This is a genomic window from Emticicia sp. GW821-FHT11C11, assembly GCF_058808615.1.
The window spans coordinates 387,118-401,830 of record NZ_JBXARV010000004.1 but is presented as its reverse complement, the minus strand read 5'-3'; the positions used below and the strand labels follow the sequence as shown (position 1 = coordinate 401,830).

Genomic DNA, 14,713 nt, shown 5'->3' with positions numbered 1-14,713 from the left:
CACGTCAGCAAGAGAGGTGCAAGCCTGTCTCTTCTTAATCTTTAAGGTTTAGATATTTAGTTTAGTATAGTTCAAATATGAGGCAAATAAAGCCCTTAGCATGCCTTTGGCAGGCAAGCCTATAGTGCAAACGCTTGTTTGGTTGAGCTTTCTCTGAATATGTTTTTCTGGTATTCAGCAATTGCCGATAGTCGTTATCATGGCCAGACTATCAGCCCCGCAACTTCGCTAATAAGAAGTTTCAAATTTTATAAAATTCAGATACTCGGCTTTTGCGGTCGGAAGTGAGCTTCTGATGAAGTTTATTGTACTTTTCTAATAATTTCTACTGCAATAGTATATGTTATAAAAAATACATGCAAATTATTTTAACACAATTTTAATTTAGTATTAAAAATAGTTTAAATCTTTAAATAATAACTTGAATATGTACAATATTGGAAAATATTATGCTGATTATGGAAATAATTGTGAAATATAATCGAAGTTTAATTTTTATCTATTTTCTGAGTAAAAATTATAAAACATGGATTTATATGTTTGAAATTAAAGTATTATCTGGGTTAAAATTAAAAATATATAAAAAATAAGTTAAAATTAACACATAAAATATTTTGACAATATGTTGTATTATAATTACTTTTGTTGCCAGTAATACTTTTCTAAAATTTCTAATAATCACATTAAGGTACTTCAGCAGTACTTTAATGTTTCAGCAAGCCAAAATTCTTCTGAATTGATCGATTCAGTCAAACTAAATCACTGTCTGTTTTAGATAATATACACGTATCTTTATTATTAATATCAGTTTACAAAAAGCTAACACATTTCACTCTTTAAAACTTGAAGAAAATGAATCAGAACATTGACAGACGTAATCTTTTGAAGTCAGGCTTGATGACCCTTGGTGGTATGGTGATAGCCCCTCAACTAAGCTTGGGTGCGTTTCCGAATACTCCTGTAAAGATAGATAGCAAAAACAGATTATACTATACTCCTTTAATGCGTGAACACTTCATCAGCAATCCGCCTGATGTGACACAATTAAAGGCTCGTCTGAATGCCAACGAAAACCCTTACGGGCCACCGGCAAGTGCCAAACAGGCAGTGGTTGATTCGGTATCATTAGGTAACAGATACGCCTGGAAAGAGTTAAGCGATTTAATAGCCAAGATTGTAAAAAAAGAAGGACCGGGCGTAACTCCTAATCATATTATGATGGGGCCGGGCTCGTCTGACTTATTGGAGAAAGTTGCGCTTGTTGAATTTATGCATGGCGGTAACATTGTTTCGGCAGATCCATGTTATATGTCGCTGGTAAGCGTAGCTAAATCGGTAGGTGCCAAATGGAAAGCTGTTCCTTGCAAAGCTGACTGGTCGCATGACCTGCCTGCTATGGAGGCTGCCATTGACGCCGACACCAAACTAGTATATATATGTAACCCAAATAACCCGACAGGCAGCATTACTTCCGGCAAAGAACTGCTGGATTTCTGTTCACGCGTGTCAGAAAGAGTACCCATATTCATTGATGAAGCCTATCTTGAATTGGCCGAAGGATCTGAAACCCAAAGTATGGTTTCGCTACTCGGCCAAAACAAGAACGTAATCATTGCCCGCACATTCTCAAAAATTATGGGTATGGCAGGTTTGCGTGTAGGTTATATCGCTGCATTGCCTTCATACCTGAATAAGATTCAGAATATTACCAGAGGTGGTATGGGTATTTCTTACACCTCAGTATTGGCTGCTTCGGCCAGTATCGAAGATATGGAGTTTCAGACTACTACCAAAAAACTGAACTCAGAAGCGAAAGCCTACTTATACGCTAATCTGGATAAGATGAACTATAAGTATATTCCGTCTTATACCAACTTCGTTATCTTCCCAATCACTATGAATGGCAAGGATTTCTTAGCCAAGATGTATTCGAAAGGTATCGGCATCAGAACCTTCGACATCCAGAAGAAAACATGGTGCCGGGTTAGTATCGGTACTATGGACGAAATCAAGCTTTTCGTAAAAGCATTGGGAGAGCTTAGCTAATTTCAGAGACAAATGATATGATTCGTCTGATGCCTGGATCAGGGTTTTATGCCCTTTCCCGGGCATCATGGGAATATATTTTCTAAATCTACAATTTCTCATGGCAGTAGCACTTCAAAAAACTTTTATACTCATACTTCTTATTGTGATTGGCCTGGCGTTAAGGTCAAAAATCAGGAGTAAGACAGAGCTGAATGGTATCAAGGAAATGATTCTTTCAGTAGCGCTTCCTTCGACGGTTTTTGTGGCTTTAATGGGAGTGAAGATTGATTCTACCTTATTGATATATCCACTCATCACTTTGGCATTTAATTTCTTTATTTACTTGTCGATGCCCTACATTCTGGCATTGTTCAGAATCGAAACCGATAGTTCTGTTGGCCGTACGCTTACCATGCTTATGCCTTCTCTGGCGCCGGGCTTATCCAGTTTTCCTTTTATTCATGAATTTCTGGGAAAAGAGGCGCTGGCAAAAGCAGCCATGGCCGATGTTGGTAACAAATTTTTTGCATTGAACTTTCTCTACTTTGTAGCCATGAATCTTTACCTGAAAAACAACAAGGCACAGGAAATAAAAGAAGAAGGGAAAGTAAAAAGTTTGTTATTGAGCCTGGTAAAAGAGCCCATTAACATTGTGATGTTACTGGCTATTGCATTTTTAAGTTTCGGAATCAGCTTTGAAGATTTGCCGCCTGTGGTGTCAGAGATTTTTAACCGGACCAGCATGCTGATGACACCAATGGTATTGGTTTACATTGGCCTGGCGGTGCAGTTGAAAGAAGGGAAAATCAGGCTGGTTAGCTCTGTATTGCTGTTCAGAGCTGGTATAACCATTTTGTTCAGTGTGCTGATTATTACCATTTTCCAGATTTCATCGCCGGCAATGGTATTGCTGGCAGTAGTTGTGCCTTTGAGCTCCTGTAGTTTCTGGCCGTTTGCGCACATGTCGGCAGTTTCATTAAAAGAAGAAAACAATCAGGTGCCCAAAGAGAAGCGCACTTTTAATATTGAATTTGCCGTACTTGTGCTGGCTTTTTCTTTGCCATTTTCAACCATACTAGTAATGGGTATTCTTACCGCAGGAACATTCTTTGCACATACCGAAACGCTCATCATAACAGGACTAGGGTTAATAGCCGTAAGTTTTATGCCTAAGTATCTGGCAAAAACTGTCAGAGCCGTTATGCGGTTGTCTAAAACGCAGGTAGAAAAAGTCAAAGCCTGAGTTTTCTCAGGGTTTAAGTGGTATGGGGAGCATGAAAGTGCTCCCTGTTTTTTTTATAGTTTATTCAGTCTTTCTGCCGCTTTTTCCAACATTTCATCATCTTTGGCAAAGCAGAATCGCAGGATTTTATTGTCGTAACGCTGGTGATAAAACACAGAAATGGGAATCGAAGCCACACCAATCTCCTTGGTCCATCTAACAGCCAGTTCATAGTCTGATTCTCCGGTAATATTGCTGTAAGACAACATCTGAAAGAAACTGCCTTCGGCGGGTTTCCATGTAAATCTAGAGCCTTTCAGGCTATTGATAAACTTGTTACGTTTTTCTTCATAAAATGCTCTCACAGACAAGTAATTGTCCGGGTTTTTCATGAAATCGGCAAAGGCATACTGCATGGGAGTTGGTGAAGCAAAGGTAATCCATTGATGGGTTTTCCTGAATTCGGCCGTTAATTCTTTCGGCGCCATACAATAGCCGAGTTTCCAACCGGTAGTATGAAAAGTTTTGCCGAATGATCCGCACAAAAAAGTACGCTCTTTCAACTCGGAATGCATAGCAGGAGACAAATGTTGTCTGCCATCAAAAATAATGTGTTCGTATACTTCGTCGGACACGATAAAAATATCGGTTCCTTTCACCACGTCTGCAAGTTGATTCAAATCATCTTGTGTCAGACACTTGCCCGTCGGGTTATGAGGCGTGGTTAAGATAATGGCTCTGGTTCGGTCGGTGATTTTGCTTTTAACTTCCGCCCAATCAATGGCGAAATCATTCACTGCCGTTAATGTGACATACACCGCTTTGCCACCGTTTAACTCTATTGAGGGTACGTAGCTGTCATAGGCTGGTTCAAAGACAATGACTTCGTCGCCCGGATGCAGAATAGCTGTCATGGTGGCATAGATGGCTTCTGTGCAGCCAGACACTATCGTTATTTCATCACCCGGATGGTAATGCAGATTATACAAATCGGCTGTTTTCTGGGCCAGTATTTCACGCAGGGGAATGATACCCGCCATCGGCGCATACTGATTCATGCCTTTTTGCATGTAATGGTTTACGAGTTCAATCAGTTTTGGAGAACAATTGTAGTTCGGAAAACCCTGCGAAAGATTTAATGCTCCGGTTTCAGCAGCCAGTTGCGACATGACCGTGAAAATGGTAGTGCCCACATGAGGCTGTTTAGAGTTAATTGTCATTAGTTTAAAAATCAATACCTGGTGGCGGTACAAAATGTGTAGGGCTGTGAGTTATTTTTTCAATCGATCCAGTTCAAATTTCAGTTCATTAGCCAGATGATTCAGTTTATCGAAGTTGATGCTCGGCTCAGGTAATGCATAGCTGATAAATGCTTTTATTTCCCAGGTTTCAATTACATCATTAATGGATATTTCGGCGCTCGGGAACCGCAGATTATCTGAGCTGACCAATAGCGTTCCTTTAATTTTTACCTGATTATAAACGCGTCGGTAAATAATGCCCTGTGCTTTGGTGACTAATACATAGTTTTTTCCGTCGGCGATGTCATACCAGTTTTTAACCAGAGAACCAATCAGTAAGGCACCTTCAAAAGCAAAGTCTTCAGCGGCCTCAAAGGCGCGATACTCGCCAATAGGTAAGTTAGGCAGGTGAAACTCGGTGAGGGTTCGCAGAAAATTCGCATCTCTGCTTTTCATCAGGTAGTCATTGAACTGAAAACGGCGAATCAGCTGGATAATATTTCTCGGCTGTTTGTTTTCAGTTACTAATGTTTTGAAAGAGGTATCAGGCTCAAAAGCAGGTTTAACTTCAAATTTGTCATGATGACCAGAAGCCTGCTCATTGTTACCAGCCTCCGTCGGGAAATCAATAGACAGGTTAGATTTTTCAGACGAATGGTGGCCATAAACTGGTTGGGTATCAAAACCCAGGGTAAGGTCACGTGCTTCGCGGAGAGTCTTTATATCTTTCTTTAAAAAATCATCTACACTTATGCCAAAAGTACCTGCAATGGTCTGTAGGGTATCAACAGGTGGCACAGCCCGTGCTTCCTCATAAGCACCCACATTGGCTCTCTTAGTGCCTATGCGCTGTGCAAACTGTTCTTGTGTTAACCCGCTTACCCGTCTCAGATATTTGAGATTATTACTTATTACTGACATCTGGCCTTGCTTAAACGTATTGCTGAAATCTAACCGACAACCACAGGTTGGTCTGTTCTGATGTAAAAATACTCCCCGAATATCTAAAAATTTTAGTAATCCACCAAATTGTTTTGTTTTTGAAAGTTTTTTGAATTATTAGAAGATTTTTTTTGAATTTTGCTATCAGGTAATAAACTCTATACACCTCATGACCCATCTGCCTACAAACATAGAAACAGAGATAATGGCTCTGTTTCAGTCGCAAAAGAAAAACCTGCCAATTATAGCAGCTACCACTGCTAAAGAACGCATTGTTAAAGTCAGAAGTATAATGAACTGGTTGCTTGATAATCAGGAACGCATCGCTGATGCCTTGCATGCCGACTATGGAAAGCATATTGTGGAAGTAAAGATAGGGGAGATTATGCCCGTAGTGAGTGAGGCCAAGTATATTATAAAACATCTGAAACAATGGATGCGCCCCGAAAGTGTAGAAACCCCATTAAAGATGCTGGGTACTACCAGTAAGATATTGCACGAACCCAAAGGCAATTGTCTGATCGTCAGTCCGTGGAATTATCCTTTCAATCTTACACTGAAACCTTTGTTGCAAGCCATTGCGGCAGGTAATGCGGTTATTATTAAGCCATCGGAACTGGTACCTAATGCATCGAAAGTAATGGCGGAGATGATTCATGAGTTATTTCCAGCCAATGAAATTTCGGTAGTAGAAGGGGATGCCAACGTGGCTACTGCTTTGTTAAGTCTGCCTTTTAATCATATCTTTTTTACGGGAAGCCCTGCCATCGGAAAAGTAGTGATGCAGGCGGCAGCTAAACATCTGACATCGGTTACTTTAGAGCTGGGCGGTAAATCGCCGACCATTGTTGATGAAACCGCCAATATAAAGCAGGCGGCACAGACCATTACTGCAGAAAAACTACTGAACAACGGCCAGACGTGCATTGCGCCTGATTACATTATGATTCACCGGTCTAAGACCGCCCGGTTTATTGAAGAAGCAGAAAAATATATTAAAAAAATGTATGGTGATGATGTGTCAAAATCAGCAGATTATTGCCGGGTAGTTAATGGCCGTCATTTTAACCGTATCAAAGGATTGATTGATGATGCTGTAGCTAAAGGTGCAAAAATTGCCGTTGGTGGAAATACTATCGCTGATGAGAACTATATTGAGCCTACTCTGGTTAGCCACGTAAATGCAGATATGGAAATTATGCAGCAGGAGATTTTCGGCCCTGTATTGCCCATTATTGAGTTTGATACACACGAAGAAGTAGTGAATTATATTACAGCTGGTGAGAAGCCATTGGCACTGTATATATTCAGTAAGAAAAGGAGTAACATTGATTATTTCCTGAAAAATACGTCTTCGGGAGCCGTGGTGATTAACGAAACCACCATTCATTATTTACAGAGTAATCTGCCGTTTGGTGGGGTGAATAACTCGGGTATCGGGAAATCGTCAGGAAAATATGGTTTCGAAGAGTTTTCAAATAAAAAACCGGTGGTAGAAAGCAAATTTTCAAGTTTCAGCCTTTTTCATCCACCTTATAATAACCGCATCAGAAAAATGATTGATGTGGTTATCAAGTGGCTTTAATAAACCATTATATGAAATTTTCACGTAGGGCATTTATTGCTCTGTCTGCCTTTATAACTGTGTCGGCAACAGGTTCAATTTTATTTATGCGTCAGAAATTTTTAGGAAAAAATCCGTTTGGCAACAGGCTTAAGAGAATCCTGAAGTCGTCTCATTACAAGAATGATTCCTTTCAGAATTTATCGACTACAGACGTAATGCGAAAGGAAGCGTCTTATTTTAAATTGATGCAGAATCTTTTCAGTAGACCTAAGGACACGAAGCCTTCTGTAGCACTACCATCTGTTAAAACCGATTTGCATGGCCTGAAAGCTGACAGCCCGACGATAGTGTGGTTTGGTCATTCTTCGTATTTCATCAAGTCGAAAAATGTAACTATTCTTATAGACCCGGTTATGAGTGGCTCGGTTTCACCTATCGGGTCTTTCGGTAAATCATTTAATGGCACCGATATTTATAAAGCAAGTGAGTTGCCGGAGATAGACATGCTTTTCTTATCGCATGATCACTACGATCACCTCGACTATAAAACCATTGTGGAACTGATACCCAAAGTAAAGAAATTTTACGTGTCGCTGGGTGTAGGTTCTCATCTGGAATATTGGGGTGCAGACCCTGCTAAAATTGTGGAATTCGACTGGTGGGATAAGCACAGTGTTGCACAAGATATAGAAATAGTAGCTGCACCTGCCAGACACTTTTCAGGTAGAAGCCTTACCAGAGGTAAAACGCTGTGGTCGGCTTTTATAGTTAATATACATGGATATCGTTTGTTTTTAGGCGGAGACTCAGGCTACGATACTCATTTTAAAGAAATAGGGGATAAATACGGGCCATTTGATATTGCAATGATTGAAAACGGTCAATACGGTGAAGACTGGCCATATATTCACATGTTTCCGGAACAGACAGTACAGGCAGCTATAGATTTGAAAGCGAAATGGTTGTTACCTGTTCACTGGGCAAAATTTGTGTTGGCTAATCATCCATGGAACGAGCCGATTGAGCGATTGGTGCCGGCTGCACAGAAAAACAACCTGCCTATAACCACACCGATGATTGGTGAACCGGTTGTGTTAGGAGAGAAGTATCCGGATAAGGTTTGGTGGAAGGTTTAAAAGTATAAAACCCAACTCCCTAATCCCTCTCCCCAACAATGGGGAGAGGGACTTTTATTTCCCTCCCCATTGTTGGGGAGACCCGCGTAGGGAGGGTCAGGGTGGGGTTTTACGTCTGTATAACCCCCACATTATATCTCTTTGTAATAGGCGCGTGATTTGCTGCCTCAATACCCGCTGAAATGATTTGCCGGGTTTCAAGTGGGTCAATCACCCCATCTACCCACAGATTGGCTGCGGCATAATAAGGGCTAAGCTGAGAATTGTATCGGTCTGTGATGGTACTCAATAATTCCTGCTCTTTTTCTGCCGTCAGTTCAATGCCTTTGTTTTTTAGGGCAGCTTGCTGAATCTGCAACAGTGTTTTGGCAGCTGAGGCGCCACTCATTACGGCCATTTTCCCTGTTACCCACGAATAAATCAATCTGGGGTCATAAGCCTTGCCGCACATGGCATAGTTACCGGCTCCATAAGAATTGCCCACAATGAATGTGAATTTGGGCACTACTGAATTGGCCATGGCATTGACCATCTTAGCGCCGTCTTTAATAATACCTCCATGCTCTGAACGGCTACCTACCATAAAACCGCTTACATCTTGCAGAAATACCAGCGGAATTTTCTGTTGATTGCAGTTCATGATGAACCGGGCTGCTTTATCGGCTGAGTCAGAATAAATAACCCCGCCCATCTGCATTTCTCCTTTTTTGGATTTTACAATTTTGCGCTGGTTGGCTACGATACCCACTGCCCAGCCGTCAATTCTTGCCAATCCACACAGCAAGGTTTGTCCGTAGCCTTTTTTATACTGGTCAAATTCAGAGTTATCAACTATCCGCTCTATTATTTCCACCATGTCATAAGGTTTCACGCGGTCGGCCGGTAAAATCTGATAAATCTCTTTGGGGTCTTTCAGAGGCAGTATGGTTGCTTTTCTATCAAAACCAGCTTTCTGATTATGTCCCATTTTATCAAATATCTTTCTGATTTCGTCCAGACAAGCCTTGTCATCAGGGAATTTGTTATCGGTAACACCCGAAATCTCACAATGAGTAGTGGCGCCACCCAGGGTTTCGTTGTCAATGTCTTCTCCAATTGAGGACTTTACCAGATAAGACCCTGCCAGAAAAACAGAGCCTGTTCCTTCTACGATCAGGGCGTAGTCGGACATGATCGGTAAATAGGCACCACCGGCCACACAACTGCCCATGATAGCCGCCACCTGCGGTATACCCATGGCCGACATCTGGGCATTGTTTCTGAATATCCGTCCGAAATGCTCTTTGTCAGGAAAAACCTCAGCCTGCATGGGTAGATAAACCCCGGCGGAATCGACCAGATAGATAATCGGCAGTTGGTTTTCTATTGCTATTTCCTGTGCGCGCAGGTTCTTTTTAGCTGTAATCGGAAACCAGGCACCGGCCTTTACAGTAGCATCGTTAGAAACAATGACACACATTTTGCCACTCACATGGCCAATCCCACAGACTACTCCTCCATTAGGACAACCGCCGTCTTCTTCGTACATGCCTTCTCCAGCAAATACACCAAATTCTGTAAACTCTGTATTGTTATCAATCAGGTATTCGATCCTTTCGTGGGCGGTCATTTTGCCTTTTGCCTTATGCGTCTGAATTTTTTTTAAACCACCACCCAGTTTTATTTGTTCTCTCTTTTGATGCAGTTCCTCAATCAATGTTTCCAGATTTAGCATAATCGTTTATTCTTTTTCGTTAGTGGAACAAAATAATGATATTATTTCTTACTATTGAACAATTATTTTGTAAATATGATAAATAGTTGTCAAAAAAATAATTAGTATTGCAACTAATTTCTCAACAACGATATATAAATATATGACAGTTTTTGAATTAGAAACAGACGAGCAGTTAGAAATGATTCGGCAAAGTGCTAAAGACTTTGCTGAAAGCTATATACGCCCACACCTAATGGAGTGGGACGAAACCCAGTTATTTCCGGTAGACCTTTTTCATAAAATGGGCGAATACGGTTTTATGGGTGTGCTGGTACCTGAAACTTACGGAGGTTCTGGCCTGGGGTATCAGGAATATATTACCGTTATCGATGAAATATCACAGGTTTGTGGTTCAATCGGACTTTCGTTGGCGGCACACAACTCGCTGTGCACTAACCATATTCTGGCCTTTGGGAACGATGAGCAAAAGCAGAAATATTTGCCGAAACTGGCTACAGGACAATGGATAGGAGCATGGGGCTTAACCGAAACCGGAACGGGCTCAGATGCTGGAGGGATGGCTACAACAGCCTTAGAAGACGGTGATTATTTTGTACTGAACGGCTCAAAAAACTTTATCACCCATGCGATCAGTTCAGATGTGGCGGTGGTAATTGCGCGTACCGGAGAAAAAGGAGACGCACATGGCATGACCGCCTTTGTAATTGAAAAGGGAACACCCGGTTTTTCGGCAGGTAAAAAAGAAAACAAGTTGGGCATGAGAGCCAGCGAAACCGCCTGTTTGTTTTTTGATAACTGCCGTGTGCCTAAAGATAACATTTTAGGCAATGTTGGTGACGGCTTCGTACAGTCGTTGAAGATACTGGACGGCGGACGTATTTCTATTGCTGCGCTTTCATTGGGTATTGCCAAAGGCGCCTTAGATGCAGCTCTGAAATACGCGCAACAGAGAGAACAGTTTGGTAAAAGTATTATCAATTTTCAAGGAATCAGCTTTAAACTGGCCGATATGGCCACTAAAATAGAAGCTGCCGAACTACTAACCCGAAAAGCTGGTTTTCTGAAAGATAATGGACAGAAAGTAACCAAGTTATCGGCTATGGCTAAATTGTTTGCCTCAGAAACGGCGGTTGAAGTGTCCAACGAAGGGGTGCAGATACACGGAGGCTATGGTTACACCAAAGATTATCCGGCTGAAAAGTACTACAGAGATGCCAAACTATGTACTATAGGCGAGGGTACGTCTGAGATTCAGAAAGTGGTGATTGCAAGAGAATTAACAAAGAGTTAAAGAGGTCTGAACATGAAAATAATCGAGTGCCCGCGAGATGCCATTCAGGGGTTGAAGCATATTATTCCCACTGAAAAGAAAATCGATTACATCAATCAGTTGCTGGCGAGTCAATTGTTTGACACCATTGACTTCGGCAGTTTTGTGTCGCCCAAAGCAATACCGCAGATGGCCGACACCAAAGAAGTGATTGAAGGACTGAATATTGGAGACACTCACACCAAATTGCTTGCTATTGTAGCCAATGAACGAGGCGCTATGGAAGCAGCTCAACATTCAAAAATTACTTATCTGGGCTATCCGTTTTCAGTATCTGAAACTTTTCAGTTAAGGAATACAAGTGCTACTATAGCGCAATCGCTGGAGCGGGTAAAAGCGATTCAGGAGATTTGTGTAAATAACAATAAAGAGTTGGTGCTGTATATTTCTATGGGTTTCGGGAATCCGTATGGTGATGTCTGGAACGCCGAAATTGTATTGGAATGGATTCAGAAACTGAAAACACTGGGTATAGGCATATTTTCTCTTTCCGATACAGTAGGTGTAGCAGACCCGGAAAGCATCAGTTATTTGTTCAGTAATCTTATACCTAGATATCCTGAACTTGAATTCGGTGCACATTTGCACACCACACCTGATACCTGGAAAGAAAAGATCGAAAGCGCCTATACAGCCGGTTGCCGGAGATTCGACGGCGCCTTACTCGGTTACGGTGGTTGCCCGATGGCAGCTGATGAACTGGTAGGTAATATGCCTACCGAAAATTTACTGACTTTTATGGGCAATGAGGATTATGACCGGATTAATTCACTTAAATTAGCCTTTCAAAACCTGATTAACTGATGTTTTTTTCAGATACAGATATTGCCCGGTTTCCTCACATTGCCTTGAAGTGGATAAAGACAGAACAACGGGATAACGTCTTTAGTATTGCGCTTAACCGCCCCGAAAAACGCAATGCCTTCACCCCAACTATGGTGCATGAAATTGCTCTTGCGCTAGCGCATGCCAATGCTCAGGATGCTATCTGGTGTGTGGTTCTGGAAGCAGAGGGACCTGTTTTCTGTGCCGGAATGGATTTGAATGTCTTTCAGAATCCCTCGCTTGATGTGCTGAACGAACAACTTCCCAAGCCGACTCAGGAAGTCACCCTGGGAGATGCCTTTAAACAATTATCAAAGCCCTGTATTGCCAAAGTAAAAGGTGATGTACTTGCCGGAGGTTTCTTGCTGATAGGAGGTTGTACTTTCGTAATAGCTGCTCAGGAAGCCGGATTTAGTCTGCCCGAAGTAAAAAGGGGAATTTTTCCGATGCAGGTAATGGCTGCCTTATCGAAAATTATACCACAGCGTAAAATACTTGAAATGTGTATTCTTGGTAAAAGGTATACAGCACAAGAAGCCTTTGATATGGGCTTGGTAACACAAATATCAACTCTGGAGACACTGGATACAGATGTGGCTGAACTGGTGCGGATAATTCTCAGTGGGTCACCGTATGCTATCAAAAGGGGAATAGAGGCCTATCATCAATTGTCGACCATATCCGATAACGAACAAAATCAATATCTTTTCGGTTTACTACAGGAAATCCGCGATTCTGCCGATGCACAAGAGGGTGTGCTGGCTTTTAAAGAGAAAAGACCACCAGTGTGGCAAAACAAATAAAGTAAGCTACGGAAAATTTACAAATATTTCATAATAGGTAATATTTCATATCTTTCCTATTTCCGCAAATTTGCAGTCCGGAAATTAAATGTTATTTTTGGCGAAAATTAAGAGTGGCGCATATGAATCGTAATGAGCTTGATAAGATTATCGACAATTTGGATGTAGTTTTCAGAGGAGATGCCTGGCATGGGCCATCGGTCATGGAATTTATGAACTCAATGCCGTTGGATGTGGTTGATGTGAAGAAAGAATATTCGAAGCATTCCATTTGTCAGATAGTGTATCATCTGGGTGCATGGCGAAGATTCGTGCTTGAAAAGCTTGATGGCAACATCAGGTTTGATCTGGTAACAGAAGAAGATAATTACGGCACCGAAGAAGCAATTACCAGAGGCAACTGGCCGAATCTGGTAGAGCGCTTGAAAACAAATCAGGAAGAACTTCTGAATAAACTGGAAGCATTTGATGACTCGCTACTGGTTAAATTAGTACCGGGACAGGATTACGATTATTATAAATTATTGACAGGAATGATTCAACATGACACTTATCATCTGGGTATGATATGGGTATTGTGGGAATAACAACCTGTATTTTAGGTTAGAAAAATAGAATAGATTTAAAATATAATGGAAGAACTACAAACAAAAGAAATAGACAGAATTAAAACTTTATTGAATGCCGCTTTTCATGGTGGCTCCTGGCATGGCCCGTCGGTGCTGGAGAATGTTAAAGATATAAAGCCTAAAACTGCCGGAGCCCGTCAGAAAGGAATTCATACTATTGCTGAATTAGTTTACCATATGACAACCTGGAGAATTTTTGTTTTAAAGAAGATTCAGGGTGATGCAGAATTTGATATCAGGACTGAAAAGCAAAACTGGGGAAATCTGAAGGAGATTGATGAGTTTGAGTGGGAAACGCTTCAGATGGAATTGACACTAAGCCATGACGAACTCATGAGCAGCCTGGAAGAGAAAGACGACAACTTCCTGCTGGAAATTGTTCCGGGTGGTGAATATGATTTTTATACGCTTCTGCATGGTATTATCAACCATGATTTATACCATAACGGTCAGATTGGTATTCTCAAGAAAATGGCGCCTAAAGCAAGCAAATTCGAAGATCAGGATGATGCACCAAGCAGCCGCTATTTCAGCGATGATTTTGGTGACGAGTATTAATGATCGTTTACAATAAAGATATTGAAAAAGTAAAAGAGGCTTCGGGCCTCTTTTGCGTTTATATAGTTTCGTGCTGCATATCAATAATCAGTTGTTCCACTGTTTTCTGGTCTTCTGCATTCAGACAACGGGCTGCACTCAGGTAACTTAACGAGCTAATCATTTTTTGCTTATCAATAACTGAACCGAGATTGCCTACATACGTGGGTAAGATGAACGACATCGCTTTTAAATTACGTCGTTCACACCATTGATCTATTAATGCATCTAAAACAGGGTTGCTGTTTATGCCTGCATTCATTCTTTTAAGCCCCTCGGTCAATCCTGATTTTATCATTTTAGTGTAGGCACTATCGGGTAATGAAGCTATATATTGGGCACCTAACCGGTAATAATAGATAGCGTTTTCAGTCTGCACCAAATCTTCATACGATTTACCAACATTCAGGCAAAGCGACGGCAAATATTTTATTACATCCTGTTCATTCATCTCTGATGCCAGCTGAAATGCTTTCAGATTCCATTCAAGCTTCAATTCAGGCGATACCTGTCTGCGAGCCATATAATGGGCGGCTATAAAGGCTTCAAAATTGTTGGTGGCTGTATTCCATGCCTGACTGAAGAGAGCTTCAGACTCGGCTGTTTTTCCTTCAAATTCGGCATTCATGCCCTCCGAACATAATTGAACTATCTTATTACCGGGGTCTATTTCCAT

General features: G+C 41.3%; 13 protein-coding genes. 9 read left to right on the top strand and 4 right to left on the bottom strand.

The window, feature by feature from the left end; all coding sequences use genetic code 11:
* The first annotated feature begins 852 nt into the window (after positions 1–852).
* Positions 853–2,046: a pyridoxal phosphate-dependent aminotransferase gene (locus AC1RRY_RS21495; RefSeq protein WP_492823186.1), complete on the top strand. Its 1,194-nt coding sequence runs from the start codon at positions 853–855 to the stop codon at positions 2,044–2,046.
* Between the two features lie 100 nt (positions 2,047–2,146).
* Positions 2,147–3,271 carry an AEC family transporter gene (locus tag AC1RRY_RS21490; RefSeq protein WP_492823187.1) on the top strand — a complete coding sequence of 375 codons (1,125 nt, stop codon included), beginning with the start codon at positions 2,147–2,149 and terminating at the stop codon, positions 3,269–3,271.
* Between the two features lie 53 nt (positions 3,272–3,324).
* Here the strand turns inward: AC1RRY_RS21490 and AC1RRY_RS21485 are convergent, their stop codons facing one another.
* Positions 3,325–4,470, bottom strand: coding sequence for a methionine aminotransferase (locus AC1RRY_RS21485; protein ID WP_492823188.1), 1,146 nt, complete (start codon positions 4,468–4,470; stop codon positions 3,325–3,327).
* Between the two features lie 51 nt (positions 4,471–4,521).
* Positions 4,522–5,412: a helix-turn-helix domain-containing protein gene (locus AC1RRY_RS21480; protein ID WP_492823189.1), complete on the bottom strand. Its 891-nt coding sequence runs from the start codon at positions 5,410–5,412 to the stop codon at positions 4,522–4,524.
* A gap of 190 nt (positions 5,413–5,602) precedes the next feature.
* On the opposite strand from AC1RRY_RS21480, the gene AC1RRY_RS21475 reads away from it, so the two are divergent.
* Both AC1RRY_RS21475 and AC1RRY_RS21470 read left to right on the top strand, forming a co-directional pair.
* Positions 5,603–7,018 carry an aldehyde dehydrogenase family protein gene (locus AC1RRY_RS21475; RefSeq protein WP_492823190.1) on the top strand — a complete coding sequence of 472 codons (1,416 nt, stop codon included), beginning with the start codon at positions 5,603–5,605 and terminating at the stop codon, positions 7,016–7,018.
* 11 nt (positions 7,019–7,029) lie between these two features.
* Entirely contained in the window at positions 7,030–8,136 is a 1,107-nt protein-coding gene (locus AC1RRY_RS21470; RefSeq protein ID WP_492823192.1) for an MBL fold metallo-hydrolase, read from the top strand.
* Positions 8,137–8,245: 109 nt separating this feature from the next.
* Here the strand turns inward: AC1RRY_RS21470 and AC1RRY_RS21465 are convergent, their stop codons facing one another.
* Positions 8,246–9,850, bottom strand: coding sequence for an acyl-CoA carboxylase subunit beta (locus AC1RRY_RS21465; RefSeq protein WP_492823194.1), 1,605 nt, complete (start codon positions 9,848–9,850; stop codon positions 8,246–8,248).
* A gap of 142 nt (positions 9,851–9,992) precedes the next feature.
* On the opposite strand from AC1RRY_RS21465, the gene AC1RRY_RS21460 reads away from it, so the two are divergent.
* The 5 genes from AC1RRY_RS21460 (at position 9,993) to AC1RRY_RS21440 (ending at position 13,998) form a co-directional block, all read left to right on the top strand.
* Positions 9,993–11,144 carry an acyl-CoA dehydrogenase family protein gene (locus AC1RRY_RS21460; protein WP_492823196.1) on the top strand — a complete coding sequence of 384 codons (1,152 nt, stop codon included), beginning with the start codon at positions 9,993–9,995 and terminating at the stop codon, positions 11,142–11,144.
* Between the two features lie 12 nt (positions 11,145–11,156).
* Entirely contained in the window at positions 11,157–11,987 is an 831-nt protein-coding gene (locus AC1RRY_RS21455; RefSeq protein WP_492823198.1) for a hydroxymethylglutaryl-CoA lyase, read from the top strand.
* Positions 11,987–12,811, top strand: coding sequence for an enoyl-CoA hydratase/isomerase family protein (locus AC1RRY_RS21450; RefSeq protein ID WP_492823200.1), 825 nt, complete (start codon positions 11,987–11,989; stop codon positions 12,809–12,811). Before AC1RRY_RS21455 ends, AC1RRY_RS21450 begins: the two co-directional genes overlap by 1 nt.
* 122 nt (positions 12,812–12,933) lie before the next feature.
* A complete protein-coding gene (locus tag AC1RRY_RS21445) occupies positions 12,934–13,398 on the top strand; it encodes a DinB family protein (RefSeq protein ID WP_492823202.1) in 465 nt (154 codons plus the stop codon).
* Positions 13,399–13,443: 45 nt separating this feature from the next.
* Positions 13,444–13,998: a DinB family protein gene (locus AC1RRY_RS21440; protein ID WP_492823204.1), complete on the top strand. Its 555-nt coding sequence runs from the start codon at positions 13,444–13,446 to the stop codon at positions 13,996–13,998.
* Between the two features lie 58 nt (positions 13,999–14,056).
* On the opposite strand, the gene AC1RRY_RS21435 is transcribed toward AC1RRY_RS21440, so the two are convergent.
* Complete coding sequence (locus AC1RRY_RS21435) at positions 14,057–14,713, bottom strand: hypothetical protein (RefSeq protein ID WP_492823206.1); 657 nt, start codon at positions 14,711–14,713, stop codon at positions 14,057–14,059.